The sequence below is a fragment of the Ensifer sp. Root423 genome, from assembly GCF_001426275.1.
Lineage (GTDB): Bacteria > Pseudomonadota > Alphaproteobacteria > Rhizobiales > Rhizobiaceae > Ensifer > Ensifer adhaerens.
In genome coordinates, this window is the sequence record NZ_LMEG01000016.1 from 34,240 (window position 1) to 55,590 (window position 21,351).

The following is a 21,351-nucleotide window of genomic DNA, read 5'->3' on the forward strand; positions in this document are numbered from 1 at the left end:
TCGCTGGGTTGCCGAATTGCTTCCCGCTGAAGCGGTTGGAGCTTTCGGGATAGCGTTTATGGTCTTTGCGGCTGGTTTTTTCGCTGGCCGTTGGGACGCTGCCCGTCAGTTCCGCACCCCTGGTAGAGACGAATAGCCCGCCAAACCACCAGCTTTTGCCAAGGCTCGCACGGTCGAAGCCCGCTGCTGGTCGATCACGTTCTTCTCCCCGCGCCGAAGGATCGCCTCGACGATCTGGTCTCGGGTCGAGCCGGTGGCGACGCTGAGGCGGCCAATATCTTCGGCCAGCTTGCCGGCGTTCGTCTCTGCATTCCCCTGCACCACCCTTTTCATGATCGACTTGAACAGCTTCGCCGCCGTCCCCGACAGGGTGGCATCCGAGGGGATCTCCTGCCCCTTAGAGACCTCGTCGAGGAACTGATTGAAGCGTGAGCCCATGGCAGTGTCTGAGCCGCGCGTGACGCGGTTTGCGGTATCAGCGAAGACGTTTTCACGATCGATCGCGTTCAGAACATTGTCGGCTCGGTCCTGGCCGAACAGCATGCCCAGCTTCTCCCGGTTCCAGTCCCCCTCGCCTCGAACCGTCTTGCGCAGCGCGTTGAGGTCATTGGCCTCCGTACCGATTGCCCGATAAACCTCGCCGAGGGAGCTTTGCTGCATGCGAAGCGGTACGCCCGACGGCCCGACCATTTCGCCTTGAGGCACGGCACCCTGACGAAGCGCGTCGTCGAGTTCCGACGGGCGCATCGCGGTGGCGCCGTTGTTCAGGATCGAGCGCCCCTCGCCCAACGCGTCGCGCTGGCGTGCGATTTCCGCAAACTGACCATCAACCTCCTTGATCCGTGGCACCGACGCGCGCAGACCATCGTCGATCATCTGGCGGGCCTCGGTCAGGGCCGAAATCACCTTCGGGTTTTGCTCGGTTTCGAGGATGCCGTCGATCGCCTGCCGGGTTTCGAAGGCGATTGCGGGATCAGTTGTGACCATGTCCTGCCCATTGACGTTGAGCATCTGCCGCACGTTTCGCAACTGACGCTGTGCCGGCCCGCGCAGGCGCTGAATTTCGTCATCGAGCGTGTCGGTGATCGGCGTAAAATCATAGTTCGACCGTTCCGCCATCGCGGGGCCGTAGCGACGACGCACCTGGTTCTGTTCGCTGGCAAGTGAGCGATCGACGCGCGACGGAATCGGATCGGGACCGAGATTGTCGGTGACATCTCCCCGCAAACGCGTATTCGCCATGGCGCTACGCTCGTTGAGAGGGTCGACGATCAAGCCACGGGTGCCCGGGCGAGCGGCGGCACCGCGGGCGACACCAAGCCATTCTGGCGAAACGTCGGCCAGCATCGCTTGTGGGCCGAGCTGTTCGAGGGAATCGCGGTACCGCGCGACCTTCGTCGGATCTGACAATTCGTCGACGACATAGCGCCGCGCCTGGTCGGTGACAGTCGAAAGCGCGTCGTTGCTTTCACCGAGGATCTTGCTGGCGATCGAGGACGCGAGCTTGTTGGCGCCAGCTGCGAGAGGCAACATGGCAACGCCTGTCCCCACACCCACACCGGTTTCAAAGGCTGCCTGTTTGGCCCTTTCTTTCATCCCACCTTCGCCCGCGCCGAAGCCTTGCACCGCGCCAGTGCCGCCACCGGCAACGCCAGCAGAGACAACACGCGAGCCAACAGACGCACCGGTATTGCCGAGCGCGTAGTTGCCTATGACGGGAGCCGCCCGGAGCAGCGCACCGGCAGACCCGACGCCCCCCGCGATCTGCAGGCCGGTCGAGAGCTTCGGGTTATCGGTGTCGTACTCGTCGTCTTTGCGGCGCTGGATGTCGAGCGCCTGATCGTAGCGTTCCCCCCACGACTTCCCCGGCAGCTTTTCGTAACTATCGGGCAAGAAGGGATCGACCAGGGGCGCTAGCGTGGCGTTCGTCGCGGCGTCGAGCTCGTCGAGATAGGAGCCGATACCGAGCGTGCCGCGCGCCATGGCTCGCATGGCACCATCAACGCCGCCAGATCGCGCGGGAGCGTTGCCCTTGCCACCGGCTGCGATCTGCGCCGCGATTTCGTTGACGGTGGCCTCCTGCTCCTCCGGCGACAGCGTCTTAAAGCTATCGTCGACCTTGACCTTGACGCCATTCACCGTAAGCGTACCCATTATTCTTCGTAGCCCCAGTTGACGCCGGTCCGGGTTTTCTTCGTCCCCTCGTTTGGAGTCGGTCCGTCCGGAATTTTGTAGTTTTCGAGCGGGTTATTCAGCTCGCGGATGCGCTTGCGGCCTTCCGCCGGCTCGATCTCCCGATCGGCTACGGCATCGGCAATAGCGCCCATCTGCTGCTCATACTCGGCGATACCGCGCATGGTCTGGAAAATCAGCTCGTTGCCGCCTGGCTGATTGAGGACGCGAGGAAGCGATGCCCGAAACATCCGGATATCAGCATCGGACATCGGGCCGGAGCCGGGTGCGCGTTGCTCTGGAACCATTTTCTCAAGCAGCGCCGAGGCTGCCTGAATATCGCTGGTTCCTTCACCAATCGCGACGCCCCAATCGCCAGCAAGCTTCTTGAACCCGCCCTCGATGCCCTGCGGCATGTTGGCGAACAGCCCTTCCAGCCGGTTGATCTGCCCTATGCGAGCCCGTGCCTGCATACCGGTCTCGGATAGTGCCGCGAAGGTTTCGGCGTTCTTCTTATCCAGGTTCTCATAGAACTTGTCGCTTTCGCCGACGGTGACGTTGGTGGTCCCGGCACCGGCCTTGCGCTGCGCCTGCTCCCATTCGAGCGGACCCAGGGGTGTGCGCCCGTTCTTGACCTCGAAATCGCGATAGTACTCGTAGTTCTGCCGGTCCGCCGTCGGCTTCTGCGCGTCAGGATATTCGGCAATGACCTGCCCGGTCTGGTTGTCGACGAGCCGACCGTTGACGACAGAGGTTTCGCGTTTGTGGGGGGCATCCAGGTCTCGCTGAAGCTTGCGCATTTCGAGCTGCCGCATCGGATCGTTGGCCAGCATCTGCTGCTCGATCATCGAACGGGCCACGGCCTTCATTTCCGGGGTCGCGAAGTCATTCGTCAGCAGCTCGTAGAGGCGCGGATCGACGCCATTACCCGACTGGGCGACTTGCGTCGGCTGCTGGCCTGCCGCCTGCGCCTGGGCGATCTGCTGCGGCGTCGCTGGTGCACCTGCGTTCAGAGCGTCCATGATGCCCCCTTGTGCGCTGGCAAGCTGCTGTGAGCCTGCGAACTGGGGCGGGATCTGCATGTTGTCGATGGGTTGAGAGTTCGGAGGGACCGGGTTTGCCCCAACGTTGACCGGCTGGGGCAGAGCCGCAACGCCCATGTCGTCGGCTTCCTTGCCCGGGAACGAGGCGCTGACCTGGCGCCCCGGGAAGCGCGCGGCGTATTCGGGCGTCTGTTCGAAGGCCGCGACCTCATCGGAGAGCGACGCCCCGGCCTGGTTGGCGGCCGCAGCGGACTGCATCGCAGGGTCCACAAAGGGGGAAACGAACGGATTTGCCGCCGGCATGTTGCCGCCTGCCATCGCCGTCACTGCCTCGGCGGCATTCCGCGGCGCATTCGCCTCTACCGTCGAACGAGCGCCACCAGCCGACCGCGCATCCGGAGAGAACGTCGGCTTACGGGTTTCGACCGACAGGCCCTTATCGTCGTAGTAGGCCATCGGTTCGCCAACGGTCGCGCCGCCGCCCTGGCCGAGCAAGGCAAGCGCCTTCTGACGATGTCCCGCCATCTGATTGTTGACTTTGTCGGCCACCGTACCGGGAGCCCCGCCATTGTTGGCGTCCGAAGCACCATAGCGGCCGACGCCGCCGGCATTGATGGCGGAATAGATGTCCAGCATGCCCATGCCTGGCTTCACACCAGCGTTGCGCAGGTAGCTGACAACGGCACCGTTCTCGCCGAGTTGCGAACCAACGGGGTTGTTCCAGTCGACGCCGTTTTCGACAGCCTGCGTCTCGCCGAACTGGATGAGGCCGCGGTGCTGGCCGTGCTGCGTGGTCGGGCCACGCTTCAGAGGGTCGAAGGTGCCGGCGGTCTCGTAGGAGATGGCCGTCGCCAGGTCGACCGGATCGATGCCGAGCGCGTTGGCCGACGAAATGATGCCGCTGCGGATCTCGTCATTGCCGACGGTGGCAACGGGCATACTCCCCTTGCTGTCCACCTTCGGCATGTTGCCGCCCATGGCGCCAGGCTTGACGCTGGGTGCGCTCGCCGTCGATCGGGTGGGCGTACCGAGGATCGAGTTGTAGAGGGTCGAGGCGGCGTCGCTGCCAGCCTTCTGCGCCTTGTCGGTGCGATAGCGGCCGATACCCACGCCGATGCCGCTCAACAGCGCGCCGATGCCCTCGGCGGCCGTCTTCGGCTGCTGCCCCATGATCTGACGCGCCAGCATGTCCTGAATATCGCGTTTGCGAGCGAGAGACTGCGCAGTCTCGCCGGTGTCGCCACCGAACAAAAATCCGACCATTACGAGAGCCCTCCATTTCGGCCCATGGTGAAGAAGTTAGCGAGGCCAGTCAGCGGCGAGGTTTTGCCGCCGCCCGGGGCCACCGGAAAGGCCGCATTACGCTTTGCGGCGCCCGCAGCAATCCCGGTCATGAGCGCGCCGACGCCCTCGGCGGTGTTCTGGGGCATCGGCTGCCCCATGATCTTCGCTTGCAGTTGCTCGGCAAGCTGCTGCCGGTTCTGGGTGGTGTCAGGCCTGCGCATGCCGGCGTAGAAGGAAAACGGATTGTTCATGCGAGTTTCCTTTTTCCCGCCGAGAAAAGGGCGCCGTAGTCGACACGGCGGAGACCGTCGTCACCTCGGATGACGACCTCGGGGCGGATCTTTTCGACCTCCTGCGCCATGACACCGATGCGCTTCGGAGCGTTCTTGCCTTCGCCTTTGTAGCGGTACTCATAGAGGCCGCCGACCTTCTTGATGTCCTTCTTGGCCCGCTCGTCCGATAGCGCCGCGAAGCCTGCAAGCCCGCCGAGGATCGACCCGATACCGGCCTGCTTCTGATTGTAGGCGCCCATCTTGTTGGCGTAGTCCTGCTGCACCAGGCCGGCGTAATCGACGTTGGGGATGCTCACGCCCTGCGTCGGCACGAAATTCGGCTGGCTGACCTGGGCACCGGAAAGCAGGCTCGAAATCTCGTTAATCGGCTGATTTCGGGCGGCGTAGAGCTCGTTCAGATATTGCGATCGAGCATTGTTCTGCGCCGTCATCTGCGCCTGCTGGGCGTTGAACGTCTGGTCCTTCAGCGCATTGTTCGCCGCCGTCGTCGTGTTCTGGTTCTGGTACATCTGCTGCTTTGCATCGTTGCCGAAACCAGCCGCCGCCAGGCCCTGCTGAAAGTTCTGGTTCTGGGCGGCGTTGTTCGCTTCCAGCTGTGCCGCGTTCTGTCCGAACTGCTGCTGCTGCGCGGCATTCGACAACTGCATGTTGCTGGCATTCTGGCCGTACTGCTGGGCCTGTGCCTGGTTGGTGAACCCCGCGGCCGCGAGCGCCTGGTTGAAGTTCTGCTGTTGCGCCGAGTTCTGAAACGTCGCCTGATCCCGAGCGAGGCCGGCAAGGCGGGATTGCTCCTGACCGGCGTTCAGGATGGCGCCAAGGCGGGCGTCGTTCTCCTGCCTCGTCGCGGAGTCGATCGCGCGGTTATAGGCCTCAGAGCCCGGCTGAAGCCCCTGGTTCGCCAACTGCGTTTCGAGCGCCGAACGGCTCTGCGCAAGCTGTGGGTTCATCCGCTCCATCAGCGCGTTTTCATAGCGCGAGGTGTCGGCGCTATAATCGTAGCTGTTGGTGATGTTGCCGGTGTCTCCGATCGAGGTCTTGATCGGGCCGGCGTTGGCGACATCCCTCTGAATGTTTCCTGCGCCAGCAATCGACGATTGGACGTTTCCAGCGTTCGGCAGCGTCGTCTGCAGCATTGGGCCGGCCCCGTAGCCGGCGTATTGCGGCAGCCCGATCTTCGACGGATCGCCGGCCGCCGGCGCCTTGGAGGTATCGACGGGCTTGCCGAGCAGATCGTTCAGCTTCGCAGACTGACCAGAGGCCAAGGTCGCAAGGTTCAGTTCTGCCTTGTCGGTCTGGTTTTTGATTGCCTGCTGACCCGCAGACAGCGTTTGCGTCGCCGTATAGGTCGGAAGATCATAGACCTTACCGCTCGTGGGATCGGTCCACTGTTTCGTGCCGGTCTGGTTGTAGGTCAGGGCGCCGTCGGGCGTCACCTGGTTGACGTTGCCGAGCGTCTGGTTCGCAATCGCCGTGCCGATGTTCGTGCCGGTCTGCGCGGCCGCGGTCTGTGCCGGATCAGGTGCCTTCGGTGCTTTGGGCTTGCCCATGATTTACCTCCGATTGACGGGATGTGCCCGCCAGTCTTCATCTGTGAAAGTGAACAGGATTTCCGCCTCGTCCCGGCCGCGCAGCCGGGGAATCCGGTGAGATGCGAATCCGAAGCGCTCGGCAATTTCGATCATGACCGCGTTGCGCTCAGACACCCGCAAAACGACCATCTGGCAGCCGAGCTGATCGAACGGATAGCCAAACATCCCTTTCAGCATCGGTCGGGTCAGCCAGCGCCGGCAGATCGAAGCAGCCGATAGCTCGATGACACCAGCCTCCGGATTGTAGTTATGGAAAACGACACCGGCCGCGAGCCGATCGGCGTCGATGAGCCCGAGCGATGTGAAATTCTCCCATCCACGTTCGCAGCCGGGAATGTTGGCGGCCACAAACGACCCGATCGCCCGGTTTATCTCCGGCGCGCTTTCGCCTCCCCAGAGAAGGAATGTCATGCGCTGGCCTCGCCTGCGGTCACCTGCAGCGTCGCGAGGTCGATTTCAAGGTCGAGTTTCACCGCACCGCCCGAAGTGATGACACAGCCGACGGCAAGCATGTCGCCAGTGGCGCGGACGTTCTGGCGGGAATCGTATCTGATGAGTTCAGACACGCCGTCCCATACCGCCACGTCCCAAAGACCGACGTCCCATTCCGAAGAGTTTATGTTCCCTTCGGTGACGTCCGAGAACGACGGCGTGGACCGGTCCAGATCGCCGCGTGCGAACAGCCTCACCTTCGGCTTCGACTTACCTCGGAAATACATGTGCGCCATCGAAGCCGCTGCGCGCTGCCCGAACTGACCTGCCGGCGAGAACTGCGAAAGATAGGTGGCGCTGAAGGTGAGCCCGTCATCCGTCCCGGTGATATCGCCTTGCCAGAAATAGCCGTCGAGGGCGCCGAAGAAGATGCCGCCCTGAAGCGTTGCATAGCAGAGCGCTTTCCAGTTGCTGATGGTCGACCAACGCCCCGTCAGGACGTTGAGAACGAATGTAGTATCGCTGACGACTGTGTTTTCCGGAAAGCTGACAAAGACGAGGTTCTGCTCCGGCCACTGGGTGAGCGTCCAGCCACCGCCTGTCGCGTTCGCCGCCTTCTTCCACTCGTCCTCGATCGGGCGCGAGACCGAGACAAGGCTCAGGGCCTGCCGATCGCGCTGGAATACCTGCGATATCGGCGTGAGGCCGTCGCTGGTCGCAACGAGCACGTCACCTCCTGCGCGGATCCACGCATTCTTTCCGAGCGGCTTCCCGATCTGGTACACGCCTCTGAGACCGAACGTCGACGCGCTAGCTGGATCTTCGCCAGCATAAACCGCAACCTCACCCTCGGTCGAGATGAACGCGCACATATCCGAAAGGCCGTCGCCACTTTCTAGCGACCATGAGAAGCCCATCAGTAGCGAGCCACCCTTTTTCATGACGCCGCCGAGCGGAAACACGACTGCGGCGCCGCCGATCGCGTTGACCGGCAGATAATAGGCGTCGAGCGTTGCATTCTTCAGCAAGAACTGGCGATTCTTGAACAGCCAGCCGTAATTGAGCTGCGCCATCGTTGTCGCGTCCGAGAACGTGATCGCCGGCGACGTCGACCAGGTGCTCCCGTTGTAGACCTGTCGATCATTCACCCCGTTGAAGCAGATGAGGTTCGAGGTGCCGGCGTTGGTATGCTGGAAGGTGCACCAATCCCCGCCTGCGAACCCGCTCACTGCTGCGGCCGTCGTGGCCGGAGGTACAGCAGGCGAGGACATGTCGTAGATGGCGCTATTCGTAGCAACGAACAGCTTTTCGGTCGTGCCGTACTTATACTTGAAGGCGCTCTTGATATCGCCCAGGTCAGCCGCAAGCCCCTTCTTAACCGAGCCGCCCCGGATCTTGCACCCGGTAAGCGTCGGCAAGAAATTGCGCATGACCAGTGCAGAGCCGGGTTGCTGGCTTGCAACGTCAGCGGTCGTCACCAAGCCGAGCTTGGGCGCTGGATAGGTGATCGGCGCGGAGGCCTGCTGCTTGCCGATCGAAACAGCGCCCCTATTGCTCTGTCCGATGCGGGCAGGACGAAGGGCCATCTTCATGCGACACCTCGATCGGCGTTGATTTCCTGCAGAAGGTCGGCCTCGAACTCAGCGAGGTTATCCTCGTAGGGAAGGCCTTTCTGTCGTTTCCAGCGCCAGATGATGCCTTTGACGAGCAGACGCTCCGGAAACAGAGGCGTGTCATCGTCGGCCGTCAGGGTGGCCTGGGGGCCTTCCGGATCGTGCATCACCCAGAATTTCGACAGGTACTCAATCACGGCACCCACGGCCAATGCGGCCGGCGAAAACAGGATCTGCTGGCCTCGAATGAAGAAATACGGCTGCGCGGACGGGATGCCGGCGATGACAGCCCATTGCGAGCTGTTGGTGATCGGCCGGAAGAATTCACCTGCGGCGGTGCGGACGGCACCACCGGGCGTCATGCGCTGATAATCCTCGGGCAGGTTCTCCGGAGAGGCCGCGGCCGTGTGCGTCGAAATCATGCGCTGCCAATCAGCGCGGCGTGCAATCTCATCACCGGCTTCCTGGGCGAGCGCGACCATCGTTTGCGCGTTCGGATCGACCGAACCATAGACGCTTTCGAACTGGTCGAGCGCGACGACGTCGCAAACTTCGTTAATGGCGGAAAGCAGGGTCATGGGGTCGGGCCTCCGACGACGACTTGGGCATTGCCCCAGCGAGAGCGCTCATCGCCGATCTTGAGACCGGAGAGAGCCTGCATTTTCAGTTGCAGCGCTGCTCCTGCCTTGTCGGCGTCCCGCTCCCAGATCGCGATTTCCTCAACCAGCGAATAGAGGTAGGCGTCGGGTGCGTTCTCAAGCAGCCAGTTCGTTGGATTCGCGGGCGTGAGCGGCGGGATCTTGCCGTAATAGGTGACGGTGAGACTGCCATCGCCGACAGGCCGAACATTGATCGTGCTCCCGACGATGGCGTACTCAGTCGGGATGCCGGCGCGTCCCATATAGCTGTCGGTGAGTTGCTGCAGGGCCACGGCGCGGATCGGAACACCGTTTGCGTTTTTGACTTCCCGCGCCTCAAGAAAGTCGGTCGGCAACGGGCCGGCTCCGTTCGTCAGAGCGACAGTATCGACCAGTTCCATACCGGCCACGCGAAGGAAGCGGTTTAGCTTCAGCTCTGCGAGGCCCAGGAACCGCGGAAACAGATGCGCGACGTCATTGCGGCCGCTGTACTCGCCGGCATCGACGAGCAGCGAGGCATAGTCTGCGATGGCGTTCATAGGGGAACCTTTCGGTACCGCTCGGCAGCGGCGAACAGACGTGAGCGGTCGATGATGCGCGCAATCTGCTCATTCGCCTCCCGGTGCGCCTCCGGGCTTTCCTCAGCGCTGGGCCGGCTCGCCTCGATGGCTTTCACCTGCCCTTTCACCCGATCGTATTCGACGCTCATAGGTGGCCTTCCTTCGTCCGCCAGGCGCGGTTGTCGGAACTGTTGAGGAACCGCTTCACATAGCGGTCGTCCCCCTCGCTGTGGGCCTGCACGAGACCGCTATCGTGGGCGATGTTCAGCGGGATGGACGCGACCCGGTGCCAGTCGCCGCGCCAAGCTTTTTCGGCGCTGTTGCGGACGTCCTGATTTTCGCTGATCAGGTTGTCGACGGGGTAGTCGACGCGAAAAACGTCTTTCTCCCCGTCGAACAGATGCCAGGTCGAGCGGCCCGTCATCGCGTCGTGATGGTAGAGCGTCCACGCTCCGTCACGAACGATCATTTGGAATCACCGGGGAGCGGGTCATTCCGCTTTGCCTTGCCCTCCGCGATGAGCTGCTTGGCGAAATCGAGGGGAAGTTCGATCTCGTCGCCCTTCGGCAGGCGCTGGCCTTCTTCGTCCCAGACGTCGCGCAACAGCTTGAGGGGGACGAGCTTCTTGTCTTTCGCGGCGTCGGCCGCCTTGTTCTGGTCGGTCATTTCCGTTTTGCTCCTGGAACGCGAAAAGGCGAGCCGAAGCCCGCCCTTTCGCAGATGACGATGATGGTGACGACGCGATTAGCTCGCGGCGGTCAGGCCGAAGAGGTCTGCAGCAACGCCGAGGCCCTTCTCGTTGTGCACCTTGAGGGTGCCCTCACCGATGATCACGCCCTTGTCGGCGTCACCGGTTTTCGCGACGTCCTTGTCTTCCTGGATCTTGCGAAGCCAGAGGAAGGACAGCATGTCCGGATCGATGAAGAAGGCATTGCGCGCCTGAGCGGCCGCACCTGCCTGCACTCGGTTCGGATGGATCATCACCGTGCCGAACGGCCCCTCATAATAGTCAGCCGTCGCAACGATGGTGTTGCGCTCGCCGCCCTTGGAGACAGCGTAGCGGAACGGGGCAACGTTGGCGTCCGACATGAACGTGACGAACACGCTCTTGACGTAGGGCGAGGCAGAGACGTGACGGAAGTTCGCCCCATTCTGGTAGCCCTGCTGCATGACGCTGTCCAAGATGGCCTTGGTAAACGCACGCTGCGTGCCGTTGGTCGGCGCGACCGTGAGGCCGGTCGGAGTATCGAAACCGCCGTTGGCGCCACCGGCACCGCGGGAGACGTTCGATTCGATCCAGGTGTTCAGAGAGCCGAACTCGCGCGTCGCACCGCCAACAGAGGCGTTGGTGTCGACGATGGCGAACTCGACGTCCTTGCGGATCTCGACGCCCTTCTTCAGCTTCTGGTACTTGCGCTTCTGGACGTTCCCGGCCTCGGAAACGACTTCCTGGGTGGCCGAAATGATCCAGTCCTTGCGCAGGATCTGGGTGTAGTTGCCCAGACGCTCCGGCGGGGTGATCGCGCCGAAGGTGTATTCGTCACCTTCGGTCTTGATGTTGGCGCCCGGAGTAGCAAGCTCGTCCGTCTCCCATTCAGGGTGCACCGATTTGGTGGTGCCCTTTTCGATCAGGGAGTAGATCGGCGTATCTTCCGGCGTGATGCGCGACACCACATCGGACAGTTCTTCGCGGTTGCCCACGGCCTGGTTGGTCGTGAACGTGTTGGCTACTGCGGCCATGTTCGTATTCCTTCGATTTCGGGGTTAATCGAAGTCGATCGACATTGCGTCCTTGATCGACCCGGTTTTCGACAACCGCTGCATCGCTTCCTTGCTCTTGCGCACCTGCTGGCCGGCCCCACCACTCGGACGAGGGGTCGCCGTGGCGGGAGGGGCTGCCGTGACCTTCGTCAGCGCCTTGGCGCGGGCCTGCTCTGCCTGCATCCCGATCCGGGCATAGTAGGCAAGCCCGAACAGCCGGTGATCCGAAACGCTCTTCAGCTCGGTGTCTGAGAAACCAAGCTCTCGGGCCGCCGAAAACGCCTGATCGAAGAAAGCCTTACGGCCGTCGTCTTTCGCCGTCTGCGGGAACAGCCCTGCGAGCTTTTCACTCTCAGCTTGAAGCGTCTCCTCGGTCATGGACAACGAAAGCTCGCCGGCAACCGCCGTCGAATCGTTCGCCAGCTCGATGATCTGGTTGATGTTTGCCAATCCGTCTTCATACGCCGCTCTCTGGCGGGTGTATTCGGCGGGGTTCTGATACGCCAACTGACGCGGCGGCTCAGGCGGCAAACGGTCCGCAAGATAGGAAGCGATACCCTTGACCGTGTTGGTCACGCGGGTCGTCATTGCATCAAGAGCCCGGCCCTTGTTGGCGGTCTCCTGTGTTTTGTAACGGTAATCGCGCTCCCGCATGTACCCGAGCTTGAGCTCGGAAAACGGCACCTGCTCGCCACCTTTCAGGGTCACGATCTGGTTGTCGGCTACGTTGGCCGCATCGCCATTCTCGGCATCGGCTGGCTCGTCACCTTCAGCGTTCTCTGCGGTCTCGCCGGCCTCTTGACCTTCGATGGTCTCAGCCGTCTCGCCTTCGATCCCTTCCGTTCCTTGTCCCGGGTTGGCCGGCTTGTCGTCTTCGCCAGGCTCCCAGAAGTCCAGATTGTCGGGGTTGTCGATGTCGGTCGAGGGTTGCACGGTTTCGTTCCCGGCCGCGGCCAGGTTGACGCTCTCGCTCATGTTGGGGTGCTTTCTAAGGTTTGGCCCGGGCCCTATGCCATGGCGCCTCTTCCGTCAGCCTTGGCTTGATCCTCGGCGGCGAGGAACTTGAGCTTGCTACGGAAATTTCGGATGGCCCGCGCTTCGGCCGCAAAGGCGGCGCGGGTCTCGTGATCGATGACCGGGGCGTTGATGCACCCGTTGATAGCTGCGGCTTCCAGATCGCCCATCAGGACATGGAAGAGCGGATTGGCGAGCATTTCGCGGGCTGCTGCCTGCTTCTCTTCCTGCTTCATCCTGGTTGCCCTCCGATCTGGGCGCTCGGGACGCGTTGCCCGAGCATTGCCTGCGCCATCGCCTGGTCACGCTTCAGCTTGATCTCCTGATCGATCTGGTAGCGCTTGATGTCGCTGTCGGCCTGGATCTTCGCCATGTCGACTTGCGTTTGTGCAGCCAGCTTCTGCCGATCGGTCTCGGCCTGAAGCTTCGCCTTCTCCATGTCGGCCTGCGCCTGAGCCTGAACCTTCTGCATCTCCGGGTCAGGCTTCGCCGCATCGGCAGCCAGGCGCTTCTGAAGCTCTTCCGGGTCTGGTTTCGTGAAATAGAGATCCGGCGACTTGAGACCGGCAGCCTCTACCGTCTTCGAGATCGAGTTATAGAGATTGTCGGGCGACACATAAGGGTTGTTGACCGGGCCCAGCGTCGAAAGCAGCTTCTCCTGCAACTGCTGGATCATCTGAACCATCAGCATGTCGCGCTCTCGCGTGCCGGCGCCGAGGCCGGTGTTCACGGTGGCGTCCATGGCCGCATTCCAATGGCAAGGATCGAAGGTCACCCACTGACCGCGGAGACGCACCGTGCGCGGTCGGTCCTGGTGCTTGATGGTGAGCCGCAATAGGCCCTGAAACACCCGCTTCAGTCCCTGCGCGAAGGTGCGCACCATCAGTTCGGTCTGGCCGATGCCGGCAGCCTCGATCATTGACGAGGCCTTGGCGGTCATGTTCTGCAGCGCATCGGGGGCCATCCCACTCGACGCGTCGGAAATGCCGGTGCGGTCGGTCGCCTCCTGGTCGAGATAGCCGAGCATGTTGAACGACTTGTCGGCGACCACCGGCACCGTGTTGTAACCTATGGCGTTCCCGACGGCAGTACCCTGGCTGACGCGGATGGGCTGGCCAAATTTCGGGTTCAGCACCGCTTCTGGGTTCTCGATCGTGCCTTCCTGGACGATCGGCTGAAGGTTGTTCTGCCAATAGAGATTATCGAGCGTCTGACGGAGCAACACCGTCTTGATGCGCTGGATTTCGGCCATGTCGTCGGTGACCGAGTTGCCCTCGCGCTGATGCGGCCGGCGCTCAGTGATCAGGTCAGCGAACGGGATTTCGTCCCACTCCTCATTCTCGAGAAGGTTCTTCTCAGCGGTACCGCCGGCGAAGACCATGCGCCGCAGTTCGGCTATGCCGTCGTCGTCGGCGTCGATCCGGACATAGAGCTCGTAATAGTCGACCTCCTGAGAGGCCTTGTCCGCCTGGTCGTCAGCGTCCACGACATCACGGCGGCGCGCAAACTCCTCGGTTTCCTTCTCGTTGTCCTTGGTCGTCGTTGGCAGATCGTCGATGATCGCCCGGTCGTAACCCATGGCGACAAGGTCGGACCGGCGCATTTTCATGCTGATACCGGTGCAAAGACTGTCGTCGATCGACATGGCGTCGGGGTGGACCAAGAACTCCTCAAGTGGCACCGCGGCGAGCCGGGTGCATCCCTTCTCAACGGTTCTCCGGATCTTCAAATCATAGAGGGTGGTCGGAACCGGGCCTTCCGGCGTCTCGATCACCTCTACCTTCTGCCCCTGCTCCAAGACATCGACGTCATCGCCGCTTACGAGTTGCACCATCGAAGCCTCATCAAGGCCGGTGTGCCGTGAGACCTCGACCATCCGCTTCTTCTCGTACCACCAGCGGATCACGCCGTTGCGCAGCTTCAGCGCGTCGTGCGCTGCATCCTGCACTGCGACGTAGCCGTTGCTCTCCGGGAAGACGATGTAATTGATGTAGTCGGTTGCCTGTTCGGCGCCGGCCTCGTCGCCCTGATTCACCGGCTCATATTCAACGACCTTGTCATTGCCGAGGATCGTGCGGGTCAGCGACGGCAACACCTTCTTGATCGCAGATCGCACGTCGCGCGAGACGACTTTCGATCGATTTGCATCGGCCGGAACGTCTTTCATGACGCCATCATAATATTCCATCGCCTTGATGCGGTCGCCCGACAGTTGGTCGCGGAAGCTCTCGCAATCCTTGACCAGTTGGGAGACTTGAGAGGCGATTTGCCCGTCTGTGAGTGCAGCCATCAAACAACCTTCCGATCAGTGAATGCCCAGCCGGTGTTCGACGGTTTCACCTTGGCAAAGCGCTTCATCATCAGCGCGTAACGAGACGCTGAAATCACGTCGTCGCGCTCTTTCACGATTTTCCCGTCTCTCCGGTGGTAGAGCCGGAACTCCTCGAAGAACTCGCTACAGGTCGAAAACACCTTGAAGCGGCCCGTCTGCATCCGCTGCAGCATGTCCGAGATGCCGGCCTCAACGCCGTTCGTGCCGTCCTCGAAGGTGGCCCGGTCCGGCAGCATCTTGAGGCCCTGCCCCCGATACTGGACGGCTAGTTGCTCGCCACTGCCCTTGTCGTGTTGCAATCCATCGTGCGGCCACGACCACGGCAACCAATCGCCCCACGGCTTCAGGGCAGCCGCATGAATGATAGGCGTTGCTTCCCGCTCCCGGTAAACCTTGGTCACATAGAACACGTCGGCGTCGCGGTCCCATGCGCAGCCAGCACCGGCAAAGGGGTGATCCCACCCGAAATCGAGGCCACCGATCTGTACCCAGTGCTTCGGGATCTCGAACGGCGCGACGGTGATGCTCTCCTCCGAAACTGGGAAGATGCGGCCTGAGCCGAGCGACGGGACACCCTTTGTGCGAGCCTCGCGTTCGTGCGCCGGATAGCTGGCAATGATGCGGGCCCGCTCCTCCGGGCTGTAGTGCTCCGCGTCGTCGATCGTCATGGTGATGACGGTGCGGTATTTGGCGCCCTCGTCGTCACCTGGCATGATGAACCTCGCAACAACCGTGCTCATGCCCTTGAGAGGCGTGAATGTGACGGCGACAGAGCCGCCTGTCGCATTGGTTCGGGTGATGCCCTCTAGATAAACGTCCTCGGGCGGCTCCTCGTCGAACCAGACATAATCAACGGTGTTGGCCTGCCACTTGCTGCGGCCCTGGTCATAGCCTTTGAGCAAGAGCGTCGATGCTCCGCCTGATGCATGCCGAACTGTGACGCTATCGAGCGTGCCAGAGACGCCAGCGCGGCGCGTGGTGTCCAGAATTGCGGCCGTCGGAATATACCCAGTGCCCCAATCCTCTTCATTAAGCGGCGGCCCGATCAGAAGGCGCTGAACGCCGTCGCGCGTCAGTTCATAGGATTCAGAACCGGCGAGCATCGTGATGGGGCTGTCCCATCGACGACCAGGCCACCAGTCGGGGTATTGACCGGTGAGGTGCATCGCCGCCTCGGCCGCGCCTGACAGCGTCTTACCGAGCTGGTTGCCTGCCATGAACAGACGCTCGCGGTAGGCGGCGCCGGACTTGTGGAACTCGATCTGTTTCGAATACGGCCTATACGTCTTCAGGCGATTCTGACGGGTCCGCCGGTCCTGTTCCGCCAGCAGCGCCGCCAGCTCCTGCTTTTCCGAGTAGCTGAGCGATTCGAGCATTCAACCTTTCCTCGGGCATCGCTTCGAGGCTGCCAGACACATTCAGGTCGAGCTTTTCGCCGTACTTCTTCGGCCGTAGCTTGCCCGCCATCCACTTCCGAGCCTCGATACGGAGCTGTGAACGCCTGACGGCCTCCCCGTTCTCTCGCCAACCGATGTTCCCGCCCTCGCTGTCGAGCTTCTCCATCCAGTCGTTTCGAGCGTCATCGGCGATCGAGAGAATGTCGTCGAAGATGGCATCGGCCTGAGCCTCGCGCGCGCGGGCGTATTGGTCCGAGAATGCTTCGTTCTCGCTCAACCACTTGAAGACCGTTGACTTCGAGGGGAATCCATCATCGTCGCAGATCGACCGAAGGCTCTCACCGTTGGAGATTCGGTCGCAAATCAGGCCTGCCATTTCATCGGTGAAGAGGCTGGGCCTGCCTACCGCGGCTGGCGTGGTAGCGTTGGCCATCTAACCTTGCTTTCTTTATTGGGATGCGCGAGCTTTGGCGCAAATTCACAAGTGAGGGATTTATGGACGAACGCGAGCATTATGCCCTGGGCTTGATTTGTCCGAAATGTGGGGCGGCTGGAGTAGCGCAGTGCTCAGAGAGCGAAGCCGAAGATAGTGGTCCTGATTTCAAGGTGCATACGTTGCCCGCCGGCTTTGCCTACTCGAAGGAATCGTCATTCCCACAGACGGCCGAAATCTCTTGCTGCGTCTGCAAAGCGGTCGTGAATCGGCCGTCCGCGTAACAACCGCTTAGCGCCATCCGGGCGGGTGTCGTCTCACGAGATCTAGAAGCGACCGAACATCTCGTTTTCAATTCGAGGTTCGAGGTTTTCCAGCATCACCTGCTCGCGCAGGAGCTTGCTGTTCCGGAAAGTGCGAGTGTAACGAAGGAACGCCGTCACCGGCTTCAGCAGAAGCTGCTCCTTAAACGCTTGGTCAGCGACGTATTTCGCAACGAGATCATCTGTTGCAGATCCCTTTAAAACGCCATCCTGCCCATCCACTTCGAGTTCGAAATCGTGGGAATCCGGAAGTACACCCAATAGAACGCCGTCAAGCGTGACGCTCTCCTCTTGAACGTCCACTTCAGTGAACCGATCGGACAGACGATTGACGTCCTCAAGACCCAGCGCGAGCTTATGTTCCGACCCGACAATTTTTGCCGTCGCACCGGCATCCTTCAGGACCTTAGCGAACTTCTGCACGGCACTCACGAGTCTGGGCGCTGCGGTGTCAATGGCGGAATTGAAGTCTTCATCCGAGGCTGTGTTCAAGCTTGCCAAAAACTCCGTCGCGCGTTCAACGGCGTTCTTGAGCGGCGTGTTGAACATGTCCGTTTGAGGCGGTGACAGTTCTTCAAGGATGAAACCCATAGAGCCACGAACGATATCGCGGATATAGAGCTTCGACCGCCCCGCGCCCTTGATCTTGCCCTTCGTAGCAATCTGCTGATCGCTCAGCGTTGCCATCGAGGCGGCGATGATTTTTTGATAGATTGCGAGGACATCTGTGGAGAAGTCGAGCCGGATATCCCCTTGGCCGACCACCGGAAGACCATCGAATATCAGGGCAACGCTTGCGCTTGTCGCGGCGCTTACTCGCATCTCCTCGATTTGCCGGCTAATTTCCGCAAGCCTTTGTTCCCACATGAGGCGTGCAGTACCCCACGGACTGGCCGGCAAGCTTTCAAGCTGCCGCTGCGCAAAAACCCTGTCAGCTTCAAGCGCCTCAATCGACAATAGGTTTGGCATCACTGCTCCCCTAGCAAAGTGAGAGCGCTCGCGTCCTGGATTGGGTCTAGCACGACCGCGACAAATCCCTTCCACGCATATGTATCGCGCTGATGGGAGAACAAACTATACCAGTACATGACGTTTTTGAGCAGACCGAGAAGCTGGAACTCTTCGACCAGAGCGGCATAGGTATCCAGACGGAAGCGGTCTTTGTTTCGCGGCTGGTTCTGAATTTCGTCTGCCCAAAACTGAAAGCCACCCTGCTGCCACGATGGCGGATCCTGCATGTACTGCGCCGGCACATGGAGGAGCGAGAAAACATCAATGTCGCCCGGTTCGCGGCGGCTATGCCTCTCCACATCCTCTACAAAACTGCCGTCAAGAAACTGCAGCCCGGATGTGTAGCCTCCGGCCGATATCAACTGTCGGTAAGCGATGAGATTTCTCAGCAATTGCCTCCGATGAGGCGTGGTGCCGAATGCCTGGACCAACTCTGTCATACTGACGATATAGGGCGAGCGATCCATATCGGTCGGATCGGTGCCAGCGACCGGCGGCAAGATGCCGTTTGAGTTAAAAGAAGGTAAAGGCATCATTCCCCCGTTGCCCGCGCATCCTAGCATCGCGTTCACGGGTAAATTTTCCACTTACGCAGAGTTGCGAAACAGTTAACTTTCTACTCTGCGCCTCAAAGCATCCGGGAAAACCAGCACGAGTGGCCGCGATGGTTGGCGGGCTAGTTCGATCGACATCCAACAAAAAAGGCCGGGGCGAAACCGCACCGACCTTCCTCATCATCACCTTCTCACCAGTGCCAGTACATCCGTGGTCAATGGCATCGGGTCATGGCGGCTTTCGCGAGCGGCAGAAGTTTTCCAGCGCTCATCAGCGAAGCCGATGCCCGTCCTATACGGACCGATTGTGTCCGAAACAAGTTGCCGGAGAAAATAGCAGCAGGCGCAACTCTGACGTTGGAAAGACTCTACCGGGGTTTCGCGTCGAAAGTCAATTCGTTTCGGTATCGAAACATTACTTGTACCCAAAGCACTTCGCACAGGCGACCAAATCCTGCTCCAGGACCGGTGCGACGTCCCGTTCGCTAATCTCGAACTTCAGTCCGATCTGCTTGGCGGTGAGGCCCTGAGCGCAATAGGCGGTCAAACGCGCAGAAACGAGCGCGCCGAGAACTGCAGCGGCTCCCTTTAGCTCCTCCATCGCTTCGAGACGCTTCTCAGGGATGCCCTTCCAGCCGGCGCCGATGGTCCCGTTAAGGTCCGGAGACGACGCCGAGGCGGTTCCCGCCTGCTCCCAGAGCCGCGCGTAGTGCGAGCCAGCGTGGTAGAGATACATTCCCGGCCCTCCTCGCCCATAACGCCACTCGAACGTACCTGGCATCGCTCGGACGCTCTGCTTCGTCGTGCGGTTCGACGACACGCGCACGGAGACCTTGCAGACCTTCGCGCCATCGAAACCGGGTTTCGTGAACTTCTTTGCCGCTGACTGCTTCAAATCTTGAAATCCTTCAACCTGTCCATGATCTCGGTTTTTGCCGGTCGCTGGCGGGCGTTGCCTTTACCGTCCGAGCGATTTGCGTAACGTGAGTGTGCGCCGAACGTCAGTTCCCGGCAGGTAAAGCCCTTCGCCCGCAAACTCTTCACCTCGGCGCGGCACTCACTCTCATCGAGGCGATTCTTGAACAGCTCGCATCGGCCGTTTTCGAGCCGGTTGATCCGCCAGTTGAGGTGGATCATGTCCGGAATGCGATAGAACTCGTAGCTGACTATTACGGGCTTGGGCCGGAAGTTGAGCTTGATTTGCGGGGCCGCCTTCTGACGTTCGGTCTGCTTCTCCAGCCGTTCTACGTTGTCCCTGCCGAGCAGGTTTTGCATCCAGCGTCGTTGCGTGGCCTCGTCGGCCTCTTCGAATTGCGTCATCGTCACCTCGCCATGATGCTGCGATATTGAGCGTCGAGGTCTCCCGCTGAATGCGGGAGTGCATTCTTCACGTCGAGCAGTCTCTGACGTCCAACGAGCGACAGTTCGTCCGCCCTCTCATTACCGACGATGCCGGCATGCCCTTTGCACCAACGGATGGTTATCTGTTCTGAGTCCGAGAGAGCTGCGTCTCGGCATTGAGGAGTATTCGGTTTTTCGGGTCGGCATTCGGTCCGCCGCGCTGCCACCCGTTCTTTTTCCAGCCGTGGCGCCACTCGTTCGCGCCTTTGACGCAATACATGCTGTCGCACCAAATCGTCACCGGCCCATTCAGGGCCTTCGCGGCCCCGATACCCCTCAGGAGCCCTGTAAGCTCCATCCGGTTATTTGTAGTGTCGGCGTCCCCGCCGTGTTCCGAAGACAACTCCACGCCGTCCCTGAAGACGGCCACGCCCCAGCCACCGGGGCCGGGATTAGGCTCACATGCGCCATCGGCGAACACGTGCAGACCTGAGGCGAAGGCAGTGTGGTCAATCTCATAGGCCGGCGCGACTGCTGAGCGCGATTTCTTGAACTTTCGCCATTTAGTCATCGGAGACCTCGCTACGCTTCCTGATGATGGCTCTCCGCTCCGGAGTCATCCGGACGTATGCGGGCCGCCAGTTCATCGGCTTTTCGAAAATTCGCGCTGGAGGGTCTTCGCGATACCAATGCCCATCAGGGTCGAGGAAGTATTTCGTGTCTTCTGGCGAGTGATGGCCGCCGAGGTCGTTAAAAAGCAGATTGCAGATGAGCCCGTCTGGCTTGGCCTCACGCATCGGCCGCCACGGGTTCTCGCGGTCATGCGCTTCGCGCGCTTTGCGTTCAGCTACTGTCATGCGGCTACTCTCTCGCTTGCATCGAGGACAGTCAGATCTGACCGCAAAATGTAGCGAGCATGGATTCCAGGGAATGGCCCGTCGTGCCGTTCGTCGGTCGTTTCGATCGCGATCCCGTAGCCGCGGAGCTTCCAAATATAGTGGGACCAGCGTGGCCCGGGCTGGTCGATCGGAGTGCAGCCTCGTTCACCCGCATCAATAAGATTCTTCAGAGCCCAATACTCTCGGCCGACCACAGTGATTGGGAGCCCGTGCGGTTGCCCCTTATCAAGTAGCTGGACACGCATAGAAAGGCATGGTTTAGCTGACTTCGTCATCGACGGTCTCTTTGCTGTTGATGATTGGAGGAGATGCGAAAGCGTCTTCAAATCGGGCAGCGGGAACTTCTGAGTTTGGCGACCGGAGTTCCTGCTGCTGTTTTTCGTTCCCGCTCATGCTGACCCAGCCGCGCGTTCGCGCTCCCAGTCCATGAGCTTTTGTTCGTCGAACAGCTTTCGCCTCTTCACGATCAAAGGTTTTGGGAAGTTCAGTTTTTTATCTTGCTGATAACGCCACAAAGTCATTTCGCTTATCTTGTAACGCTCACGCACTTGTACGGCAGTTAAGTAGCTCATCTCGCTTACTATCCTTTGTGGTTGGCAACCAAATCAATAAGTTAGACTATCACAAGTCTTCAGATTGATGAATCCCGGTCAAGCCCAAAA

Annotated in this window: 26 protein-coding genes; all 26 read right to left on the reverse strand. The window is 60.8% G+C overall.

Going from position 1 to position 21,351, the window contains the following annotated elements; translation table 11 throughout:
• Positions 1-105: 105 nt before the first annotated feature.
• The gene (locus ASD01_RS16480; RefSeq protein WP_060644158.1) at positions 106-2,154 is read right to left on the reverse strand and encodes a hypothetical protein; all 2,049 of its coding nucleotides are present in this window, start codon (positions 2,152-2,154) and stop codon (positions 106-108) included.
• Positions 2,154-4,478 carry a hypothetical protein gene (locus ASD01_RS36020; protein WP_060644159.1) on the reverse strand — a complete coding sequence of 775 codons (2,325 nt, stop codon included), beginning with the start codon at positions 4,476-4,478 and terminating at the stop codon, positions 2,154-2,156. Before ASD01_RS36020 ends, ASD01_RS16480 begins: the two co-directional genes overlap by 1 nt.
• A complete protein-coding gene (locus tag ASD01_RS16490; RefSeq protein WP_244495250.1) occupies positions 4,478-4,750 on the reverse strand; it encodes a hypothetical protein in 273 nt (90 codons plus the stop codon). The genes ASD01_RS36020 and ASD01_RS16490 overlap by 1 nt, the downstream gene beginning before the upstream one ends.
• Positions 4,747-6,339, reverse strand: coding sequence for a tail fiber domain-containing protein (locus tag ASD01_RS16495; RefSeq protein WP_060644160.1), 1,593 nt, complete (start codon positions 6,337-6,339; stop codon positions 4,747-4,749). Before ASD01_RS16495 ends, ASD01_RS16490 begins: the two co-directional genes overlap by 4 nt.
• Before the next feature lie 3 nt (positions 6,340-6,342).
• Complete coding sequence (locus ASD01_RS16500; RefSeq protein WP_060644161.1) at positions 6,343-6,792, reverse strand: GNAT family N-acetyltransferase; 450 nt, start codon at positions 6,790-6,792, stop codon at positions 6,343-6,345.
• Positions 6,789-8,399 carry a hypothetical protein gene (locus tag ASD01_RS16505; RefSeq protein WP_458574501.1) on the reverse strand — a complete coding sequence of 537 codons (1,611 nt, stop codon included), beginning with the start codon at positions 8,397-8,399 and terminating at the stop codon, positions 6,789-6,791. Before ASD01_RS16505 ends, ASD01_RS16500 begins: the two co-directional genes overlap by 4 nt.
• Before the next feature lie 2 nt (positions 8,400-8,401).
• Entirely contained in the window at positions 8,402-9,004 is a 603-nt protein-coding gene (locus ASD01_RS16510) for a phage adaptor protein (RefSeq protein ID WP_060644163.1), read from the reverse strand.
• Positions 9,001-9,603: a phage adaptor protein gene (locus ASD01_RS16515; RefSeq protein ID WP_060644164.1), complete on the reverse strand. Its 603-nt coding sequence runs from the start codon at positions 9,601-9,603 to the stop codon at positions 9,001-9,003. Before ASD01_RS16515 ends, ASD01_RS16510 begins: the two co-directional genes overlap by 4 nt.
• A complete protein-coding gene (locus ASD01_RS35630) occupies positions 9,600-9,773 on the reverse strand; it encodes a hypothetical protein (RefSeq protein WP_156623660.1) in 174 nt (57 codons plus the stop codon). The genes ASD01_RS16515 and ASD01_RS35630 overlap by 4 nt, the downstream gene beginning before the upstream one ends.
• Positions 9,770-10,093: a hypothetical protein gene (locus ASD01_RS16520; protein WP_060644165.1), complete on the reverse strand. Its 324-nt coding sequence runs from the start codon at positions 10,091-10,093 to the stop codon at positions 9,770-9,772. Before ASD01_RS16520 ends, ASD01_RS35630 begins: the two co-directional genes overlap by 4 nt.
• On the reverse strand, positions 10,090-10,290 hold the full coding sequence (locus tag ASD01_RS16525; protein ID WP_060644166.1) for a hypothetical protein: 201 nt from the start codon (positions 10,288-10,290) through the stop codon (positions 10,090-10,092). Before ASD01_RS16525 ends, ASD01_RS16520 begins: the two co-directional genes overlap by 4 nt.
• A gap of 78 nt (positions 10,291-10,368) precedes the next feature.
• Positions 10,369-11,364, reverse strand: a complete 996-nt coding sequence (locus ASD01_RS16530; protein WP_060644167.1) for a DUF5309 domain-containing protein — start codon at positions 11,362-11,364, stop codon at positions 10,369-10,371.
• 24 nt (positions 11,365-11,388) lie between these two features.
• Positions 11,389-12,360, reverse strand: coding sequence for a hypothetical protein (locus tag ASD01_RS16535; protein ID WP_060644168.1), 972 nt, complete (start codon positions 12,358-12,360; stop codon positions 11,389-11,391).
• 32 nt (positions 12,361-12,392) lie between these two features.
• Complete coding sequence (locus ASD01_RS16540) at positions 12,393-12,635, reverse strand: hypothetical protein (protein WP_060644169.1); 243 nt, start codon at positions 12,633-12,635, stop codon at positions 12,393-12,395.
• Positions 12,632-14,689, reverse strand: coding sequence for a portal protein (locus ASD01_RS16545; protein ID WP_060644170.1), 2,058 nt, complete (start codon positions 14,687-14,689; stop codon positions 12,632-12,634). The genes ASD01_RS16540 and ASD01_RS16545 overlap by 4 nt, the downstream gene beginning before the upstream one ends.
• A complete protein-coding gene (locus tag ASD01_RS16550) occupies positions 14,689-16,107 on the reverse strand; it encodes a terminase large subunit domain-containing protein (RefSeq protein ID WP_060644171.1) in 1,419 nt (472 codons plus the stop codon). Before ASD01_RS16550 ends, ASD01_RS16545 begins: the two co-directional genes overlap by 1 nt.
• A complete protein-coding gene (locus ASD01_RS16555; RefSeq protein ID WP_063979518.1) occupies positions 16,010-16,561 on the reverse strand; it encodes a terminase small subunit-like protein in 552 nt (183 codons plus the stop codon). The genes ASD01_RS16550 and ASD01_RS16555 overlap by 98 nt, the downstream gene beginning before the upstream one ends.
• A gap of 326 nt (positions 16,562-16,887) precedes the next feature.
• Positions 16,888-17,853: a hypothetical protein gene (locus tag ASD01_RS16560; protein ID WP_060644172.1), complete on the reverse strand. Its 966-nt coding sequence runs from the start codon at positions 17,851-17,853 to the stop codon at positions 16,888-16,890.
• A complete protein-coding gene (locus tag ASD01_RS16565; RefSeq protein WP_244495253.1) occupies positions 17,853-18,458 on the reverse strand; it encodes a DUF6932 family protein in 606 nt (201 codons plus the stop codon). The genes ASD01_RS16560 and ASD01_RS16565 overlap by 1 nt, the downstream gene beginning before the upstream one ends.
• Before the next feature lie 406 nt (positions 18,459-18,864).
• Positions 18,865-19,185 (reverse strand): hypothetical protein, encoded by a 321-nt coding sequence (locus ASD01_RS16570; protein WP_156623661.1) that lies wholly within the window; start codon positions 19,183-19,185, stop codon positions 18,865-18,867.
• Positions 19,186-19,340: 155 nt separating this feature from the next.
• Positions 19,341-19,769, reverse strand: a complete 429-nt coding sequence (locus ASD01_RS16575) for a hypothetical protein (protein WP_060644174.1) — start codon at positions 19,767-19,769, stop codon at positions 19,341-19,343.
• 2 nt (positions 19,770-19,771) lie between these two features.
• Positions 19,772-20,044 (reverse strand): RNase H family protein, encoded by a 273-nt coding sequence (locus ASD01_RS36780; RefSeq protein ID WP_348272350.1) that lies wholly within the window; start codon positions 20,042-20,044, stop codon positions 19,772-19,774.
• A complete protein-coding gene (locus ASD01_RS16580; protein ID WP_060644175.1) occupies positions 19,930-20,361 on the reverse strand; it encodes a ribonuclease H family protein in 432 nt (143 codons plus the stop codon). Before ASD01_RS16580 ends, ASD01_RS36780 begins: the two co-directional genes overlap by 115 nt.
• A complete protein-coding gene (locus ASD01_RS16585) occupies positions 20,354-20,647 on the reverse strand; it encodes a hypothetical protein (protein ID WP_060644176.1) in 294 nt (97 codons plus the stop codon). The genes ASD01_RS16580 and ASD01_RS16585 overlap by 8 nt, the downstream gene beginning before the upstream one ends.
• Positions 20,644-20,934, reverse strand: a complete 291-nt coding sequence (locus ASD01_RS36785) for a winged helix domain-containing protein (RefSeq protein ID WP_244495254.1) — start codon at positions 20,932-20,934, stop codon at positions 20,644-20,646. The genes ASD01_RS16585 and ASD01_RS36785 overlap by 4 nt, the downstream gene beginning before the upstream one ends.
• A 144-nt stretch (positions 20,935-21,078) precedes the next feature.
• Positions 21,079-21,261: a hypothetical protein gene (locus ASD01_RS16595; protein ID WP_060644178.1), complete on the reverse strand. Its 183-nt coding sequence runs from the start codon at positions 21,259-21,261 to the stop codon at positions 21,079-21,081.
• Between the last annotated feature and the right edge of the window lie 90 nt (positions 21,262-21,351).

Coding starts and splice junctions, on each gene's coding strand:
- ASD01_RS16525 (WP_060644166.1), bottom strand. CDS start 10,290: ATGACCGACCAGAACAAGGCGGCCGACGCCGCGAAAGACAAGAAGCTC.
- ASD01_RS16570 (WP_156623661.1), bottom strand. CDS start 19,185: ATGTATCTCTACCACGCTGGCTCGCACTACGCGCGGCTCTGGGAGCAG.
- ASD01_RS16515 (WP_060644164.1), bottom strand. CDS start 9,603: ATGAACGCCATCGCAGACTATGCCTCGCTGCTCGTCGATGCCGGCGAG.
- ASD01_RS16575 (WP_060644174.1), bottom strand. CDS start 19,769: ATGACGCAATTCGAAGAGGCCGACGAGGCCACGCAACGACGCTGGATG.
- ASD01_RS16585 (WP_060644176.1), bottom strand. CDS start 20,647: ATGACAGTAGCTGAACGCAAAGCGCGCGAAGCGCATGACCGCGAGAAC.
- ASD01_RS16520 (WP_060644165.1), bottom strand. CDS start 10,093: ATGATCGTTCGTGACGGAGCGTGGACGCTCTACCATCACGACGCGATG.
- ASD01_RS16565 (WP_244495253.1), bottom strand. CDS start 18,458: ATGCTAGGATGCGCGGGCAACGGGGGAATGATGCCTTTACCTTCTTTT.
- ASD01_RS16550 (WP_060644171.1), bottom strand. CDS start 16,107: ATGCTCGAATCGCTCAGCTACTCGGAAAAGCAGGAGCTGGCGGCGCTG.
- ASD01_RS16495 (WP_060644160.1), bottom strand. CDS start 6,339: ATGGGCAAGCCCAAAGCACCGAAGGCACCTGATCCGGCACAGACCGCG.
- ASD01_RS16510 (WP_060644163.1), bottom strand. CDS start 9,004: ATGACCCTGCTTTCCGCCATTAACGAAGTTTGCGACGTCGTCGCGCTC.
- ASD01_RS16560 (WP_060644172.1), bottom strand. CDS start 17,853: ATGCCAAACCTATTGTCGATTGAGGCGCTTGAAGCTGACAGGGTTTTT.
- ASD01_RS16555 (WP_063979518.1), bottom strand. CDS start 16,561: ATGGCCAACGCTACCACGCCAGCCGCGGTAGGCAGGCCCAGCCTCTTC.
- ASD01_RS36020 (WP_060644159.1), bottom strand. CDS start 4,478: ATGGTCGGATTTTTGTTCGGTGGCGACACCGGCGAGACTGCGCAGTCT.
- ASD01_RS36785 (WP_244495254.1), bottom strand. CDS start 20,934: ATGCGTGTCCAGCTACTTGATAAGGGGCAACCGCACGGGCTCCCAATC.
- ASD01_RS16545 (WP_060644170.1), bottom strand. CDS start 14,689: ATGGCTGCACTCACAGACGGGCAAATCGCCTCTCAAGTCTCCCAACTG.
- ASD01_RS16490 (WP_244495250.1), bottom strand. CDS start 4,750: ATGAACAATCCGTTTTCCTTCTACGCCGGCATGCGCAGGCCTGACACC.
- ASD01_RS35630 (WP_156623660.1), bottom strand. CDS start 9,773: ATGAGCGTCGAATACGATCGGGTGAAAGGGCAGGTGAAAGCCATCGAG.
- ASD01_RS16535 (WP_060644168.1), bottom strand. CDS start 12,360: ATGAGCGAGAGCGTCAACCTGGCCGCGGCCGGGAACGAAACCGTGCAA.
- ASD01_RS16480 (WP_060644158.1), bottom strand. CDS start 2,154: ATGGGTACGCTTACGGTGAATGGCGTCAAGGTCAAGGTCGACGATAGC.
- ASD01_RS16530 (WP_060644167.1), bottom strand. CDS start 11,364: ATGGCCGCAGTAGCCAACACGTTCACGACCAACCAGGCCGTGGGCAAC.
- ASD01_RS16580 (WP_060644175.1), bottom strand. CDS start 20,361: ATGACTAAATGGCGAAAGTTCAAGAAATCGCGCTCAGCAGTCGCGCCG.
- ASD01_RS16540 (WP_060644169.1), bottom strand. CDS start 12,635: ATGAAGCAGGAAGAGAAGCAGGCAGCAGCCCGCGAAATGCTCGCCAAT.
- ASD01_RS16505 (WP_458574501.1), bottom strand. CDS start 8,399: ATGGCCCTTCGTCCTGCCCGCATCGGACAGAGCAATAGGGGCGCTGTT.
- ASD01_RS16595 (WP_060644178.1), bottom strand. CDS start 21,261: ATGAGCTACTTAACTGCCGTACAAGTGCGTGAGCGTTACAAGATAAGC.
- ASD01_RS16500 (WP_060644161.1), bottom strand. CDS start 6,792: ATGACATTCCTTCTCTGGGGAGGCGAAAGCGCGCCGGAGATAAACCGG.